Raw genomic sequence first — 14,264 nt, forward strand, 5'->3', positions numbered from 1 at the left:
GTTTGTTCTGTCTAAACAGCGTAAAAAGCCCTTCCCTATTATAAGTTTAAATAAGGCCATCCGTCACGCCATAACGGCTGAAAATTGGCATATCGCACATTTAAACTGGATAGAGACAGGGCACTCAATAATTCGGTCCGGCCGGACAGGCAGGATTTTAAGACTCCAGGCTATCCTTCACTTTAGAGAGGACGCCATTGATGAAACGGCTGGACTTGTCATCGCCAAAAATCTTCGCAATTTCAATCGCCTCGTCAATGACCACATTCGCCGGGACATCTTTGCTGTATTTCAGCTCATATACCCCTTGGCGGAGGAGGTTGCGATCAACTGTCGCAAGGCGTTCCAGCTTCCATTTCTCAAGATACTGTTTGATCATACTGTCGATTTCGTCTTTATTTTCCAGTACACCGGTTACCAGAAATGTCAGATAGTCGTCGCCTTCTTCTCCCTCAAGCACATGGTCGATTGCTTCAGTAGGGTCTGCCTGGCTCACATCAATCTGAAACAGGGCCTGTAATGCTTTTTCTCTCGCTGTTCTTCTTTTCATTATATTCTTTAACTCCTTTTAGGCATCTTTGTCCAAATAAACATAAGAAGATAATAGCATAAGTAAAGCAGGTTCGCACAGCCTTCACCAATATTTTTGCCATTATGCCTGATATTCATAGGTGTTTTTTTTATGCATCAGCAAGAAAAATCTATATCCTGCTTCAGGTCAGGTATATAGAAAGAGCCAAAGACATAAGCTGTCTTTGGCTCTTCTGATTAAATTTCCTGTTCGATTTCAGGCTCAATCTTCTGGTTTTCAAATAATATGCCAACCACATGAATATTGATTTCCTGTGCTTCAAGCGCAGTCATGTTCAATAGGGCCTGGCGGATATTATCCTGGATTTCCTGGGCGACGGCAGGGATGGAAATGCCGAATTTCATCAGGCAATACACCTCTACCTTGATTCCATCCTCAGCCAATTCAACCTTGACGCCTTTACCATGATTTTTCTTGCCTAAACGCTCGACGACTCCCGAGGCGAAATTGCCGCGCATCTGTGCAACCCCTTCTACCTCAGAGGCAGCGATTCCTGCAATCACTTCAATGACTTCAGGAGCTATTTCTACTTTTCCATGCCCAGTATTTCCCTGGCTCATTTCCAAAATGTTCTCGCTCATTACAGCACCTCCGGTTAATCTTCAGACTTCATTACTTCGTACATCTCAAGGAACTTGGTATTGAACTGTCCTTCCACAAATTTCTCGTGGCTGAGCAGCTTAAGATGGAATGGAATGGTCGTGTGCACACCTTCGACCACAAATTCGCCTAAAGCCCTCTTCATGCGGGAGATGGCTTCTTCCCGGCTGCTGCCATACGTAATGACCTTTGCAATCATGCTGTCATAATAAGGCGGGATCATATAGCCCGGATAAGCTGCAGAATCGACCCGGACGCCAAGGCCTCCTGGAGGGAGGTACATGCTGATCCTTCCGGCTGAAGGCATGAAGTTCTTCTCCGGGTTTTCCGCATTGATCCTGCATTCGATCGCCCAGCCGTTAAAAGTAACTTCATCCTGGCGAAGGGCAAGCTTTTCACCGGATGCCACCTTGATCTGTTCTTTGATCAGATCGACCCCCGTCACCATTTCTGTAACAGGATGCTCTACCTGTATCCTTGTGTTCATTTCCATGAAATAGAACTTGCGGTTCTGATAGTCATATATAAATTCTACAGTGCCAGCGCCTGTATAATCAACCGCTTTTGCAGCTTTAACGGCGGCCGCCCCCATTTCTTCACGGATTTCTCCGTCAAGTGCAGGAGATGGCGTCTCTTCAAGAAGCTTTTGAAGCCTTCTTTGAATAGAACAATCCCTCTCGCCCAAATGAAGCGTATTGCCATAATTATCAGCAAGCACCTGAATTTCCACATGGCGGAAATCTTCAATATATTTTTCAATGTAAACGCCAGGATTGCCAAAAGCAGTAAGCGCCTCCTGCTGGGTGATATTGATCCCCTTAACCAGTTCTTCCTCGGTGCGGGCGACACGGATGCCTTTTCCCCCTCCGCCGGCTGTTGCCTTGATGATGACGGGATAATGAATCTTTCCGGCCAGCGCCTTGGCGTCCTCCACATCTTTAATGACACCCTGTGAACCGGGCACAATCGGCACTCCCGCTTCCCTCATTGTTTCACGGGCAACGTCCTTCGTTCCCATCTTATTGATGGCTTCAGGAGTCGGGCCTACAAAAATGATGTTGCATTCACGGCACAATTCTGCAAAGGCAGCATTCTCAGCCAGGAACCCATATCCGGGATGGATGGCATCACACCCTGTCAGTTTAGCAACACTAATGATATTCGTAAAGTTAAGATAGCTGTCTTTGGAGGCTGTCGGGCCGATGCAGTATGCTTCGTCCGCCAATTGTACATGCAATGCTTCTTTATCAGCTTCCGAATAGACAGCAACAGATTCTATTTCCATTTCCTTGCAGGCACGGATGATCCGTACAGCAATTTCCCCTCTGTTTGCAATTAATAATTTTTTTATCATTGAAAGCGCTCCTTACTCAGGCTTCACCAAAAATAATGGCTGTCCGTATTCAACCAGCTGGCCGTCTTTCACCAGAATTTCCACAATTTCCCCATTCACTTCTGCTTCGATTTCGTTGAACAGCTTCATTGCTTCAACGATGCATACTACAGAATCCTTGGATACTTTTGAACCCGCCTTGACGTACACATCAGCATCAGGAGACGGAGATGCATAGAAAGTTCCCACCATTGGCGAGGTAATTTTATGTAAGTCAGCATCCTGGACACTTTCTTTTGGAGCTTCCTGGACGGCAGCCGGAGCTGCCTCCTGAATCGGAGCTGCAGGCTGCTGGACAGGGATCTCAACGGCTCTTTGAACTGCCGCAGGCTGAACAGCAGCAGCCTCTGCTGCCACGCTTTTTTTCATTTTTATTTTAGATCCTTCATGCTCATATTCAAATTCATCAATAGTAGACTGATCGACAAGCTTAATCAGCTCGCGTATTTCTTGTACTTTTAACATACCATTCGGCACCCCTTGTCCTAAAAAAATTATGACTAGATACTAATATCATACGATAAGACCACACCAAAGTTCAACCGGCTTCTTTCAAGCTGAAGGACCTTTTTGGTTTCTTCCCTCTTATTTTAATGTTTTTTTCAATTTTTGTGAAATTCCGCGAAGGATATTTGCCCGCATGCAGCGAAATCTTACACCATTAGACTTATTTCGACGGAGGACACCATAATGGAAAAGCTCGAGAGCATAAAAAGGGAAGATTTGGCACGAAAAAATTCACTAATTGTCAAATCTACTTTTGTAAGCGTTATCTTAGCTGCAGCTGTAGATACTATAATGAAAAAGGAACCCGCTGTCATCCTGGCCATCCTGATTGCCGGGGGCATCGGCCTCTGCATTGTATGGATGCTGCACCGCATTCCATCCGCCATTCATATTGTCCCATATACAAGCATTTTCCTGATTGCTGCGGTCATGTTCATCATCATGGAAAACAGTGTTTCGCCAACCGCTTTCTTTCTCGTATATTTTATCATTGCCGCTGCAGCTATCTATATGGATACATTCATGCTGTGGCTGGCATTTACGCTCGGAACCGGAATCATTACAGCCTTCACAGCACAGCATCACGAAATCCTTACTTTGGAAACGAAAAATTATGTGACCATTTATCTCCTCTATCTTTTGGTAACAGTACTCCTGTCTTTTCAGTTCTCCATATCCCGCAAGCTGGCCGAGAATATTGTCCTTTCTCAGGAAAAGACCGAACAGCTGCTGATTAGCGACCTGGAAATCAGAAAGGCGATCGGCAAGAGCACAGCTGATATTTATGAAATGATTGAACAAGTGAAAGAAAGGAGCGGCCAAAATTTTGAGGCTGCATTCGCCATGTCCCATTCGATCGCCGAAGTTTCAGCTGGGATGCAGACCCAGGCCGAGGCAATCATGGGAATCAACCACTCCCTGGCCCATGCCAACAAGCAGGCAGAAGATACTACGATCCTGTCAGAAAAGCTTCATCAGGATGCAGCAGCTGCAGAGCTTATCACCCAAACAGGCGATTCGCTGGTCAGCCTGCTGGCAGAAGAAATGAGTGTATCCTATAAGGAAATGCAGCATGCGATCGAGAAGATGAGCAGTCTGTCACTTCGGATAAAAGACACATCTGCATTTACCGATTCAATCCAGGAGATAGCATCTCAAACCAATATGCTGGCATTGAATGCGTCCATCGAGGCTGCACGGGCCGGAGAGAGCGGAAAGGGATTTGCCGTAGTGGCAGATGAAGTCAGAAAGCTTGCAGAACTGACAAGGAAAACGGCCATCATGATTGCTGAAAATCTGCACCAGGTTATATCAGAGACAGAAGCCGCCAAAGCAGATCTCGGGATTGCAGGAGAAACCATTACCGGCAACCTGACCCTCACCTCCGACACACAAAAGGCGTTTGGAGAGATTTTTACAGCTTTCAGCAGGCTAAAAGAGGATATTGCCAGATCCAGTTCCATGACAAGGCAAATCAAGGAATCCTCCCATTCGATAGGAACTGCTGTCACAGAATTCAGCTCAGTGATCGAACAGGCCAGCGCCGCTCTCGAGGAGCTTTCCGCCACTGTCAGCGAGCAGGCAAAACAAAACGAAAATATTTTCTCATCTATAAAAAAGGCGCATCATTCACTGGAGGATCTGGTGGAGTTTCAGAAAAAGTAGGAATCTCCAGTTTGAATTCCCTATTTATCCCAATATGTTAAAGAGGAAAAGAAGGCAGCGCACCCTTAGATTAACAGGATCGGTTTTTAAGTATAAAGTGCGAATTGGCAGTGCTTTTCGCAGACTCGTCAGCAGTGAAATCAGCACACAAAAAAGCTCTGAGCTGTTATGCTCTGAGCTTTTTATAAAAATAGCACGTTGTTGAAGATAAGCACCGTATTGTTCAATAACCGATTTGGGCGGCTAGAGCCTCGAGTCTTAAGCCAATCAGATCAGAAGGTTAAAGAACAACCTTCCGCTCTGCTCGTCTTAAGCTTGAGGCCCACAGGATGTGGGTCATGCGGACGTTGCCACAGGATGTGGGTCATGCGGACGTTGCCACAGGACGTGGCGTTCTTAGTCCGCGTACCTTAGTGAGCAAGGCTTTTCCGCTTTTCTTATTTCCCAGGTTCAAATTCTACTGATGCTACCTGGAGCTGCGGGATTTCGCCTTTTACCATTTGGATGATTTCGTTGGCGGCTGTTGGCGAGTGGTCTTTTGATTTGATGGTGATGCGGACTTTTTCGCCGTCTGCCCTTACAAGGACGTCTTCATAGTCCATGGCTTTGATGACTGTTTCCAGGAGGATTTCTTTCTGTGCGACATCTCTAAGCTGATCGATTTTTTCCTTCGCTTCGTTTCGTTCTTCAGCGGAAAGATCTGTGGATGCCATGACATTGGTCAGTTCCTCTTCCATCCGGCTGCGTTCATCTTCCATCTGCATCCTGAGCGTTTCGAACATTTCATCGCTGGCAACCCCAGAGATGACTGTTTCTCCGTCCTCGGAAGCTGTTTCTTCAGCAGAAGACTCTTTTGCACCTGCGGTTTCTTCATTTGCCTTTTCCTCGACTGCTGCCAGATCATTGCTCTTCTGTTCAGGAGTAGTAATGTAGTAGACAGAGAGCACGACGACTAAACTCAGCATTGTTAAAAGCCAGACTGTTTGTTTTTTCAATAGCATTTCAGGATTCCCCCTTAGTTTTTTTAGGCATTACAGCAACCCGGTGACTTGGTACATCCAGCGACCGCGTTACTGCTTCGATGATCCATTTTTTTACTTGTATATTATCGGCCCCTTTAGCAACGACGAGTACCCCCCGTATGGCAGGCTTCTTCGTTTCTACCACTATCGGAACCTCTTTTTCTCCATCTCTGATGATCACCAGCTGTTCTTCCTTGGACAAATCCTCCACTTTCCTTTTCCCGCCCTCCCGATCGGTTTCATCAGTGGTTTGGGACTGGGTTGTGGAGTTTTTTTCCAGAACCTTCTTCTCGGTAGCATCCACATTCACCACAACTGTGACATCATCAACCCCGATAATTGAATCAAGCGCTTCCTTCAGCTGTGCTTCATAGGCTTTCTCATAATCAGTGATGGCCCCGTTCCCGTCCGTTTTTTTCTGGCCAAAGGCCGGGACTTCTTCAGCTTCCTTCCCTTCCTCGCTGCTGAAGGCCGGAAGCACACCGCCCGCTGCTTCATCCTTGAAGAAGGAACTGCTGATGAGCATGATCGCCGCTCCAAATAATAAGGCGATCAGCAAATATTGATATTTTCCCTGCTTCTTATTTTCACCGCTTCCCATAAGGTGTTTCTTTATCCAAGCCAGCGGCCCCTTTTCATTGTCCATTATCTTTTGTTCCCCCCTTCTATCATGACTTCGATAGATTCTTCCTTGATATTCCATTTTTGAGCAAGAAGTGAAGCGATATCCGTTGATTCATCTGTTACTGTGCTTGATGGAAGAGGTTGATTCGTATTGATTTCTACCATAGAGACCACTTCGGCTGCTTCTTCTTCAGGATTCTGCTGCCTTAGCTGGATCGTGACCTTCTGCAGATTTTCAGGGAAGGCGCTCTGATCATTTTTGTCCACAATTAAATGTACATCTGCAATTTCCAATCCGTACTGGTCCATCAACTCCTTTTCTGCGTCCGTTTTCAATAGGACAGCCATTTCTTCTAAAATATATGCACTGGATGAAGCTTGTATTTCTTTTTTCTTCATTTCTATTAAATTTTCCATATTATGATCTTCCGCTGTTTCAAAGACATTGATTTTCCCAATGGCTTCTTCAAAATCCTGCGTAAACAGCTTGAGGACCGGTGAGAGGATGATGGTGATCAGCAAAAGCCCTGTCACCATTTTGGTATACTTCTGCAAACTTGAATTCGGGAGGAGCATATCCACGACGGTTGCCAGCAGCACAAATAAAATGATGTTTGTGACCCATTCTTTTATAAAATCCATTTCGGCCTCCCTATCTCATCATCATGGTCAGATTTCCTGCAGCGATTATGACGGTTATGCTTAAGAAAAACATAAGAGACACAAGGGCGAGTGCCGCAAATACATAAATGACGCTCTTGCTGATGATGTCAAGGCAGGCGATGACCGGGCCCCCGCCGAGCGGCTGGAGAACAGCTGCTGCAAATTTATATATAAACGCAATCATAAGGATCTTGATTGCCGGAAACGCTGCGATGATCAGCAGGATTGCGACTCCTGCTATCCCGACTGTATTTTTCAGAAGAACGGAGGCACTGATAACCGTATCAGTGGCATCTGTGAACATCCTGCCGATCACCGGGATGAAATTCCCAGTGATGAATTTTGCGGTCCTTAAGGTCACTCCATCTGTAATCGCTGCTGAAGCTCCCTGTACCGAGATAACCCCGAGGAATATGGTCACAAAGAGACCCAAGAGGCCTATGCTCCAGTTCCGCAGAAGATTGGCAAGCTGTGTCACCTTGTAATTTTCTGATAGAACACTTACGATGCTGAGAATTGCCGAAAGAAAGAGAAGAGGCAGCACTGCATATTGAATGAACAGCCCGCTTATATTCATTAAAAACAGGATGACAGGATGGAAAAATGCAGCTGATACCAGCCCCCCCGATGAGGCGATCAGAGCCAATAGGAGCGGGACCAGTGCCAGAATGAAGGAAGTCATCGTGCTGATGGCTTCAATGCTGTAATCTACCGCAACGCGAAAGCTGTTCAGCGCGATGATCACCAGAACCATGAATATGATGGAATAAGCCGCCTTGCTCACAGAGCTTTTTTCAAAGGAATTCTGCAGTGACTGCAGAAACATGCTGAAAACTGTAAGGATGATGAGAGACCCGAGAAGCTTTCCATTTACAAGGAACTCATGAAAGAGAAATTTCATCCCCCCGAGCATCCACTCTTTCAGGGAGAACTCTTTATCTCCTTTTATAAATTCATATAAACTGCCTTTCTGGCTTTCCGGCAAAAAGCCGCCATATTCGGTTGAAACCTTTTCCCAAAAGCCCTTCAGCTCATCAAGTTCAAGGGTTTCAAGCTGAACCTCAACAAGTGCTTCAGCCCCCCTTGGCCCGCTCTCTTCTTCATTTTCATCAGAGGCTTGTACACCTGGCATCACACAGAAGATGGCAAGAAATATTAGTAGAAAAATAAACGGCAGCCGCTGCTTCATCTTTTCACCTCATTTAAAGAAACATGATTGCTGTGGCTTCAACTGGGAATGAGCCTGATGATCGTTTCAATCAGGACAGTCAGAATCGGGATGGCCATCGCGAGAATCATTATTTTGCCGCCAAGTTCAATCTTTGAAGCGATTGCCCCCTGACCTGCATCCTTCGTTATCTGGGCGGCAAATTCGGCTATATACGCTATCCCGATGATTTTGAGAATCGTTTCCACATAGACAATATTGACTTTGGCATCAACCGCAATCTTTTCCAGCATATGGATGATTGCATAAATCTGGTCAACGAGAAACAGGAAAATGGCGCATCCTGTAAAAACAACCAGCAGAAAGGCAAAGTTGGGTTTCTGCTCTTTTACGACCAGGGCAAGGAAGGTTGCAACCAGCGAGATTCCGACTATTTGAAAGATCTCAATCGCTGACTCCTCCCTTAACCCTGAAATAAAAATACAGACTTGATTTTCTGGAAAAGATCATCCACGATGGAAGCGACCATAAACAAAATGTAAATAAAGCCGAATAATGTAACCCACTGTGCGTATTCTTTCTTTCCTACCTGATCCAGAATGGTGTGCAGAAAAGCGACCACGATGCCGACGCCGGCAATTTTAAAGATAATATCAACCTCTAATCCCATCATTTCTCCTCCTATATGCTGCTTTAGATATCTCCTTGCATCGGGAAAATGCTCTGGTTTAAATCAATAGAATGATCAACAGGAGACCTGACAGGAATCCAAGGCTTTTCACCATTCGTTCGTATTTTGCCTGCTTTTCGTAAGCATCGGCTACCTCCCTTTCCAGATGGGAGAGTGCCAGCATGATTTGTTTCTGCTGAGATAAGCGGTCATGGCGGCCGAGCGTCTCACCGAATTGCTTCATGATCTCAAATTCCCCCTGTTTAAAGGCTGTCAGCTTCCATACCTCTTTCAGGCTTTCTTCCCAGGCTGCCCTGACTGTCGTCTCCGAATCTGTGAGCTTTTTTGAGAATGATTCAAAAAACCAGGATAGAGGCTTTGAGAGCTGGGCTGCCAGCCTTCTTGCAGCTTCATGCAGCGGTGTATGGCCATACATGATTTCCGCTTCCAGCGACTGCAGTGCAGATTTGAGCTGCCGAAGCTGGCGCGGCCTTTCATTCAAATGCTTGGATGCCTCAAATCCTGCCCATGTAGTGGAAAAAATGATAAAACACGCGCCAATGATCTTCATCATGCCAGGTTCACCGCTGCTTCCCTGTGGATTTCCCTGCCTGACTTGTCCAGGATCGAAGCAATATTCCCTGGCCCCCCTGTGCGGTCCAGTATCACATACCTTTCAAAAATCCCGCTCTCAAGGATCTGCTTTAATGTCGGCCTGTTTTTTATTTCTTCCCATGAACGCCCATGGGTTGTCATCATCAGCTTGATGCCTGCGTGGACAGCCTCCATGATGGCTTCACCATCCTCCTGCCTGCCGATTTCATCGACGAGCAGTACATCAGGGCTCATGGAACGGATCATCATCATCATCCCTTCCGCCTTCGGGCAGGCATCAAGGACATCCACCCTCGGCCCAAAGGTCATCTGGGGAATGCCGCTGACACTTCCGGCAATTTCAGACCGCTCGTCCACAATGCCGGCCTTCTGTGCCGGTATAGCAGGTTTAGCTGCACCAGTGGAGACGATCCGGGCAATATCCCTCAGCAGCGTCGTCTTGCCTGTCTGGGGCGGGCCGACCACCATGGTGTGGAGCCAGCCGCTGCTGTATAAATAGGGAATCAGCCTGTCTGCTGTTCCGATCTTCTCTCTTGCCACCCTGATATTGAAGGAAGAGATATCCCGGATGGCCTTCACTTTCCCCCCATCCAGAATGACTTTTCCCGCAAGTCCGACCCGGTGCCCGCCTTCGATTGTGATATAGCCCCTCTTAAGCTCCTCTTCCAATGTGTAGATTGAAAAATGACTGATTTTATTCATTAAGTGAACGGCATCTTCTGCTCCGACTATATAGGGCAGGAAGCAGGGACTGCCTTTGGCCGTTATTTCAAGCGGCCTTCCAATCCTGATCCTGATTTCTTCAAGATGCTCCATGACTTCAGGAGGGACATTTTTCAGCTTGTCTGATAAATTTTTAGGCAAAAAGGCTGCAACTGTTTCCACAAAAATCCTCCTTATTGGCTCTACTGTCTTTTATCTTCGCTACTAAGAAATGTATGTCGGTCCAGAATCAATATGACAATATTTGTCCTTTTTCCTTAAAAGGGATTTGGGACAAAAAATAGAAGAAATTCTCTAGCATGCAGCAAATATGGGTATCATGAATAATGGCGGGGAGGAGAGAGGTATGCTGTTTAATAGGTACAAAGAAGAAATCCGGAAGCTTCCGTTAAAAGAAACATACACAAAAGAAGACCTGCTGCACCCAGGCTTGCTTGTAGCAAAGTCAGGCGCAATCCAGATCTATTATTCTCCTCATAACGAATATGTGAACTACAAAGCTAAAATTTTGATTCTTGGCATTACGCCGGGATGGGAGCAAATGAAAACAGCCGTCACGCTTGCAAGGCATTTAATCGGAAAAGTGCCTGAGCAGGAGCTGCTGAAAAAAGTAAAAGCAGAAGGGAGATTTTCAGGGCCGATGAGAAGGAACCTGGCAGGGATGCTGGACAGCATCGGTCTGGCCGAGTGGACAGGACTGGATGATTCGATGATGCTCTTCCACGAAGCGGAAGCACTCCTTCATACATGCTCGCTGGTGAAATATCCTGCTTTCCATAAGGGCAAAAACTATACAGGCCATAGCCCGGAATTAAGCAGGAGCCCTTTTCTGATGGGCTATGCAGAGGAAACGCTCAGAACAGACATCTTGCCGCTAGTGTCCCCCTTGGTTATCCCTCTCGGCATGGCAGCTGGCAGCATAGTGGAAGGATGGATCAAAGAAGGGCTGATTAACGCTGAAAATTGCCTGTCCGGGTTTCCCCATCCATCCGGGGCAAACGGACATCGTTTCAGGCAGCTTGAGGCAAAGAAAGAAGAGCTGTCAGGTAAAGTCAGGCAGTATTTCCGTTGATGATTTTGTTCTGCCGGAAGGTTTCAGCCAATACCTTAAAGAAAGAAAAGCGTTGGGGGAGGAAATTATATGTACAAAAATCACGGTATATCAGGACAGCCTGCACAGAAACAGGGGCGGAATACCATCAGAGTCACAGGAAAGGGCACCGTCGAAGCAAAGCCTAATAGAGCGGAAACCATCTTTGGCGCTTCTGCCGAAAGCAGCTCTTTGGCTGAGGCACAATCGGAAGTTGCCCAAACAATAGCCCGCATTAAAGACGCATTGATCAGGATCGGCATTCCGGCAGAAAGCATCCAGACCAGAGACTATTCCGTTTTTCCCCAATATGATTTCCAGGATGGCAAGCAGATTTTCAGAGGATATAAGGCAGAGCATTTATTGAGAGTAACCGTAACACCTGTTGAGGCTGCGGGCCGGGTATTGGATGCTGCGGCTGAAAACGGAGCAAATATCATTTCTTCTGTCAGACTCTTAGCCGATGATGCAAAATGGCAAAAGCAGGCGCTGTCACTTGCAGTCATTGATGCCTATGAAAAAGCTTCCGTCATTGCAAAAACCCTGAATGTACAGCTGGTGAAAACGCCGGTATCTGTCACGGAAGGCATTACAGCTCCTGCACAGCCTGTCCCATTGGAAGCCGGCATGTTTGTTAAAAGCGCTGCTGGTACTTCAATAGAACCTGGCACCATGGAAGTTACTGCCTATGTTACAGCAGACTTTGTATATTAAAAAAAGCAACAGCCGATTGGCCATTGCTTTGGGATAACATGATAAGTGCCGCAGTTGCCGCCGATTTATATGGAGTTTCAAACCTGCTCCAACAGGTGGGTGTCCGCAGGAATTCTTTCCGGGTGTCCTCTGTATAGAGGCATGCCGTCCTGATTCCGATATAGGGCTCCCTATTACTACATAAAGGTTGAAACTTCATATACAAACGAACAACGCAGCCTGTATTAATTATATTACAATAACATTACTAAAAAGGCAATAGCTTTAAGCCATTTTTTCATAAGCTGGGCTCTAAAAACGCATACTAAAGAGAGTTCGGCAAAACGAGGACCGAAAGGGTGGCTACTGAATGGTAAATGAAAATCATGATAAATTTTTAAAAGAGCAGCGGGATCCGGACCAATATCTTGGCGGAACAAAAAGCAACAGCAAGCCGGCATCCTCTGACCCGGAATATAATAATCCCGGAAATACCGATCAGTCTCCAGGAACGACCGGAAGGAAGCTTTAACAGTTTAAATCAAAAAATACCCGCTGGCATAATGCCACGCGGGTATTCCTTTTTTTCACTGATTACGCCCTTGATACATAAGAGCTTTCAGTTGTGTTGATAATCAGGACATCTCCCTGGTTAATGAAGAAAGGAACTTGTACAATCAGGCCGGTTTCCAGTGTGGCAGGCTTGGTTCCGCCAGAAGCAGTATCACCTTTGATTCCCGGCTCAGTTTCTGTCACTTCAAGCTCGACAGTGTTTGGAAGTTCAACACCAAGCGTTTCTTCCTGATACATCATGATCTGGACTTCCATATTTTCTTTAAGGAACTTCAGCTCATATTCAATTGAGTTTTCCGGCAGTTCAATTTGCTCGTAAGACTCGTTGTCCATGAATACGTGCTGATCGCCGCTTGCATACAAATATTGCATCCTGCGGTTGTCGATCTGGGCCTTTCCTACTTTCTCGCCGGCACGGAAAGTTTTTTCCTGGATAGCGCCGGTACGGAGATTGCGGAGCTTTGAACGAACAAACGCTGCGCCTTTCCCTGGCTTAACATGCTGGAAATCCATTACTCTCCAAATGCCGTTATCTACTTCGATCGTCAATCCTGTACGAAAATCATTTACAGAAATCATGTGTTATGTCCTCCTAATATGCAATTACAGAATGATTAGTTCTTTAGTTGAATGAGTGAGCTTTTCGTTATGGTCCTTTGTAATGATTGTATCATCTTCAATGCGCACACCGCCAAGACCAGGGATGTAGATGCCAGGTTCGACTGTGACGACCATCCCTTCTTCAAGGATGACATCAGATCTGGATGCAAGCCCGGGCCCCTCGTGGACCTCAAGACCGATTCCATGCCCTGTCGAATGCCCGAAATACTCTCCATAGCCTTTGCTGCTGATGTGGTCACGGGTCAGGGCGTCGGCTTCTTTCCCGGAAATGCCCGGCTTGATGCCCTCGAGCCCCTTCAGCTGTGCTTCAAGGACAATATGGTAGATGTCTTTCAGCTTGCTGTCAGGCTCACCCACAGCAAGGGTACGGGTAATGTCGGATACATAGCCATTATAATAGGCGCCGAAATCAAGTGTAACCATATCCCCTTTTTCAATCACCTTATCGCTTGCCACTCCGTGCGGAAGGGCAGATCTGTATCCGGAAGCAACAATGATGTCAAAAGAAGAAGATGCTGCACCTGCTTTTCTCATAAAGAATTCCAGTTCATTCGAAACCTCCAGCTCTGTCCTGCCGGGGCGGATATAGTCCAGAATATGAGTATATGCCCTGTCGGCAATGCTCGCAGCTTCCTTTAATATCTTAATCTCTGAATCAGTCTTAATCAAGCGTAACTTTTCAATTGCCCCGCTTACCGGAACAAGCTCTGCTTCCACTGCTGCTTCATAGGCTTTGAAGGAAGCGAACGAAACATGATCCTGCTCAAAACCCAGCTTCTGGATCCCCAATTTCTTGGCCTGTTTGGCCGCCTCTTCCACAATATTGCCTGAATGCTGGACGATCTCAAAGCCTTCACATTGCTTCCCCGCCTGCTCTACATAGCGGAAATCGGTAATGAACTGTGCCTTTTCCCCGCTGATCAGCACCAGACCTGCAGATCCTGTGAAACCGGTTAAATATCTTCTGTTATAATTGCTTGTAATCAGCATGCCATCGATTGAATGCTGTCCAAATGCAGAACGCAGCTTCTTTAATTTCTCCATC

18 protein-coding genes and 1 other RNA gene are annotated in these 14,264 nt (G+C 46.4%); 4 read left to right on the forward strand and 15 right to left on the reverse strand.

All coding sequences use genetic code 11. The features are described from left to right. Nucleotides 1–157: 157 nt before the first annotated feature. From nusB to accB, 4 genes are all read right to left on the reverse strand, one after another. Nucleotides 158–550: a transcription antitermination factor NusB gene (gene nusB / locus AC4E8B_RS17265; protein ID WP_490214561.1), complete on the reverse strand. Its 393-nt coding sequence runs from the start codon at nucleotides 548–550 to the stop codon at nucleotides 158–160. A gap of 218 nt (nucleotides 551–768) precedes the next feature. Continuing rightward, nucleotides 769–1,173, reverse strand: a complete 405-nt coding sequence (locus AC4E8B_RS17270; protein WP_490214562.1) for an Asp23/Gls24 family envelope stress response protein — start codon at nucleotides 1,171–1,173, stop codon at nucleotides 769–771. A 14-nt stretch (nucleotides 1,174–1,187) separates the two neighbouring features. Beyond that, complete coding sequence (gene accC / locus AC4E8B_RS17275) at nucleotides 1,188–2,546, reverse strand: acetyl-CoA carboxylase biotin carboxylase subunit (RefSeq protein ID WP_490214563.1); 1,359 nt, start codon at nucleotides 2,544–2,546, stop codon at nucleotides 1,188–1,190. A gap of 12 nt (nucleotides 2,547–2,558) precedes the next feature. Further along, on the reverse strand, nucleotides 2,559–3,050 hold the full coding sequence (gene accB / locus AC4E8B_RS17280) for an acetyl-CoA carboxylase biotin carboxyl carrier protein (protein ID WP_490214564.1): 492 nt from the start codon (nucleotides 3,048–3,050) through the stop codon (nucleotides 2,559–2,561). A gap of 1,107 nt (nucleotides 3,051–4,157) precedes the next feature. On the opposite strand from accB, the gene AC4E8B_RS17285 reads away from it, so the two are divergent. Beyond that, a complete protein-coding gene (locus tag AC4E8B_RS17285; RefSeq protein ID WP_490219759.1) occupies nucleotides 4,158–4,757 on the forward strand; it encodes a methyl-accepting chemotaxis protein in 600 nt (199 codons plus the stop codon). Between the two features lie 437 nt (nucleotides 4,758–5,194). Here the strand turns inward: AC4E8B_RS17285 and AC4E8B_RS17290 are convergent, their stop codons facing one another. The 8 genes from AC4E8B_RS17290 to spoIIIAA are packed head-to-tail and all read right to left on the reverse strand — an operon-like array spanning nucleotide 5,195 to nucleotide 10,404. Beyond that, entirely contained in the window at nucleotides 5,195–5,758 is a 564-nt protein-coding gene (locus AC4E8B_RS17290) for a SpoIIIAH-like family protein (RefSeq protein ID WP_490214565.1), read from the reverse strand. A 1-nt stretch (nucleotide 5,759) separates the two neighbouring features. After that, nucleotides 5,760–6,425, reverse strand: coding sequence for a stage III sporulation protein AG (spoIIIAG, locus tag AC4E8B_RS17295; RefSeq protein WP_490214566.1), 666 nt, complete (start codon nucleotides 6,423–6,425; stop codon nucleotides 5,760–5,762). Beyond that, the gene (spoIIIAF, locus tag AC4E8B_RS17300; protein WP_490214567.1) at nucleotides 6,425–7,045 is read right to left on the reverse strand and encodes a stage III sporulation protein AF; all 621 of its coding nucleotides are present in this window, start codon (nucleotides 7,043–7,045) and stop codon (nucleotides 6,425–6,427) included. Before spoIIIAF ends, spoIIIAG begins: the two co-directional genes overlap by 1 nt. A 10-nt stretch (nucleotides 7,046–7,055) precedes the next feature. Further along, nucleotides 7,056–8,255 carry a stage III sporulation protein AE gene (gene spoIIIAE, locus AC4E8B_RS17305; protein ID WP_490214568.1) on the reverse strand — a complete coding sequence of 400 codons (1,200 nt, stop codon included), beginning with the start codon at nucleotides 8,253–8,255 and terminating at the stop codon, nucleotides 7,056–7,058. Nucleotides 8,256–8,293: 38 nt separating this feature from the next. Next, nucleotides 8,294–8,683, reverse strand: a complete 390-nt coding sequence (gene spoIIIAD / locus AC4E8B_RS17310) for a stage III sporulation protein AD (RefSeq protein WP_490219761.1) — start codon at nucleotides 8,681–8,683, stop codon at nucleotides 8,294–8,296. A 14-nt stretch (nucleotides 8,684–8,697) separates the two neighbouring features. Beyond that, nucleotides 8,698–8,904, reverse strand: coding sequence for a stage III sporulation protein AC (gene spoIIIAC, locus AC4E8B_RS17315; protein WP_009794945.1), 207 nt, complete (start codon nucleotides 8,902–8,904; stop codon nucleotides 8,698–8,700). Nucleotides 8,905–8,962: 58 nt separating this feature from the next. After that, complete coding sequence (gene spoIIIAB, locus AC4E8B_RS17320; RefSeq protein ID WP_490214569.1) at nucleotides 8,963–9,478, reverse strand: stage III sporulation protein SpoIIIAB; 516 nt, start codon at nucleotides 9,476–9,478, stop codon at nucleotides 8,963–8,965. Beyond that, nucleotides 9,475–10,404 carry a stage III sporulation protein AA gene (gene spoIIIAA / locus AC4E8B_RS17325; protein WP_490214570.1) on the reverse strand — a complete coding sequence of 310 codons (930 nt, stop codon included), beginning with the start codon at nucleotides 10,402–10,404 and terminating at the stop codon, nucleotides 9,475–9,477. Before spoIIIAA ends, spoIIIAB begins: the two co-directional genes overlap by 4 nt. Before the next feature lie 148 nt (nucleotides 10,405–10,552). Here spoIIIAA and AC4E8B_RS17330 point away from each other — a divergent pair, with 148 nt between their 5' ends. Further along, nucleotides 10,553–11,314: a hypothetical protein gene (locus tag AC4E8B_RS17330; RefSeq protein WP_490214571.1), complete on the forward strand. Its 762-nt coding sequence runs from the start codon at nucleotides 10,553–10,555 to the stop codon at nucleotides 11,312–11,314. Nucleotides 11,315–11,383: 69 nt separating this feature from the next. Next, nucleotides 11,384–12,046, forward strand: coding sequence for an SIMPL domain-containing protein (locus AC4E8B_RS17335; protein ID WP_490214572.1), 663 nt, complete (start codon nucleotides 11,384–11,386; stop codon nucleotides 12,044–12,046). A 41-nt stretch (nucleotides 12,047–12,087) separates the two neighbouring features. Here the strand turns inward: AC4E8B_RS17335 and ssrS are convergent. Further along, nucleotides 12,088–12,270, reverse strand: a non-coding RNA gene (gene ssrS, locus AC4E8B_RS17340) — 6S RNA. A gap of 125 nt (nucleotides 12,271–12,395) precedes the next feature. Between ssrS and AC4E8B_RS17345 the strand changes: the two genes are divergently transcribed. Further along, nucleotides 12,396–12,557 (forward strand): hypothetical protein, encoded by a 162-nt coding sequence (locus tag AC4E8B_RS17345; RefSeq protein WP_490214573.1) that lies wholly within the window; start codon nucleotides 12,396–12,398, stop codon nucleotides 12,555–12,557. Between the two features lie 62 nt (nucleotides 12,558–12,619). Here the strand turns inward: AC4E8B_RS17345 and efp are convergent, their stop codons facing one another. Further along, nucleotides 12,620–13,177 carry an elongation factor P gene (gene efp / locus AC4E8B_RS17350; protein WP_148974553.1) on the reverse strand — a complete coding sequence of 186 codons (558 nt, stop codon included), beginning with the start codon at nucleotides 13,175–13,177 and terminating at the stop codon, nucleotides 12,620–12,622. Nucleotides 13,178–13,201: 24 nt separating this feature from the next. Beyond that, nucleotides 13,202–14,263, reverse strand: coding sequence for a M24 family metallopeptidase (locus AC4E8B_RS17355; protein WP_490214574.1), 1,062 nt, complete (start codon nucleotides 14,261–14,263; stop codon nucleotides 13,202–13,204). Between the last annotated feature and the right edge of the window lies 1 nt (nucleotide 14,264).

Source organism: Bacillus sp. SRL543 (assembly GCF_984799205.1).

What these genes read in the sequence shown, in the direction of transcription:
- AC4E8B_RS17330 (WP_490214571.1), top strand. Translation starts at nt 10,553, where the DNA reads ATGGGTATCATGAATAATGGCGGGGAGGAGAGAGGTATGCTGTTTAAT.
- AC4E8B_RS17285 (WP_490219759.1), top strand. Translation starts at nt 4,158, where the DNA reads ATGCAGCATGCGATCGAGAAGATGAGCAGTCTGTCACTTCGGATAAAA.
- efp (WP_148974553.1), bottom strand. Translation starts at nt 13,177, where the DNA reads ATGATTTCTGTAAATGATTTTCGTACAGGATTGACGATCGAAGTAGAT.
- spoIIIAC (WP_009794945.1), bottom strand. Translation starts at nt 8,904, where the DNA reads ATGGGATTAGAGGTTGATATTATCTTTAAAATTGCCGGCGTCGGCATC.
- spoIIIAF (WP_490214567.1), bottom strand. Translation starts at nt 7,045, where the DNA reads ATGGATTTTATAAAAGAATGGGTCACAAACATCATTTTATTTGTGCTG.
- spoIIIAB (WP_490214569.1), bottom strand. Translation starts at nt 9,478, where the DNA reads ATGATGAAGATCATTGGCGCGTGTTTTATCATTTTTTCCACTACATGG.
- accB (WP_490214564.1), bottom strand. Translation starts at nt 3,050, where the DNA reads ATGTTAAAAGTACAAGAAATACGCGAGCTGATTAAGCTTGTCGATCAG.
- spoIIIAG (WP_490214566.1), bottom strand. Translation starts at nt 6,425, where the DNA reads ATGGACAATGAAAAGGGGCCGCTGGCTTGGATAAAGAAACACCTTATG.
- AC4E8B_RS17270 (WP_490214562.1), bottom strand. Translation starts at nt 1,173, where the DNA reads ATGAGCGAGAACATTTTGGAAATGAGCCAGGGAAATACTGGGCATGGA.
- AC4E8B_RS17290 (WP_490214565.1), bottom strand. Translation starts at nt 5,758, where the DNA reads ATGCTATTGAAAAAACAAACAGTCTGGCTTTTAACAATGCTGAGTTTA.
- accC (WP_490214563.1), bottom strand. Translation starts at nt 2,546, where the DNA reads ATGATAAAAAAATTATTAATTGCAAACAGAGGGGAAATTGCTGTACGG.
- nusB (WP_490214561.1), bottom strand. Translation starts at nt 550, where the DNA reads ATGAAAAGAAGAACAGCGAGAGAAAAAGCATTACAGGCCCTGTTTCAG.
- AC4E8B_RS17345 (WP_490214573.1), top strand. Translation starts at nt 12,396, where the DNA reads ATGGTAAATGAAAATCATGATAAATTTTTAAAAGAGCAGCGGGATCCG.
- spoIIIAE (WP_490214568.1), bottom strand. Translation starts at nt 8,255, where the DNA reads ATGAAGCAGCGGCTGCCGTTTATTTTTCTACTAATATTTCTTGCCATC.
- AC4E8B_RS17355 (WP_490214574.1), bottom strand. Translation starts at nt 14,263, where the DNA reads ATGGAGAAATTAAAGAAGCTGCGTTCTGCATTTGGACAGCATTCAATC.
- AC4E8B_RS17335 (WP_490214572.1), top strand. Translation starts at nt 11,384, where the DNA reads ATGTACAAAAATCACGGTATATCAGGACAGCCTGCACAGAAACAGGGG.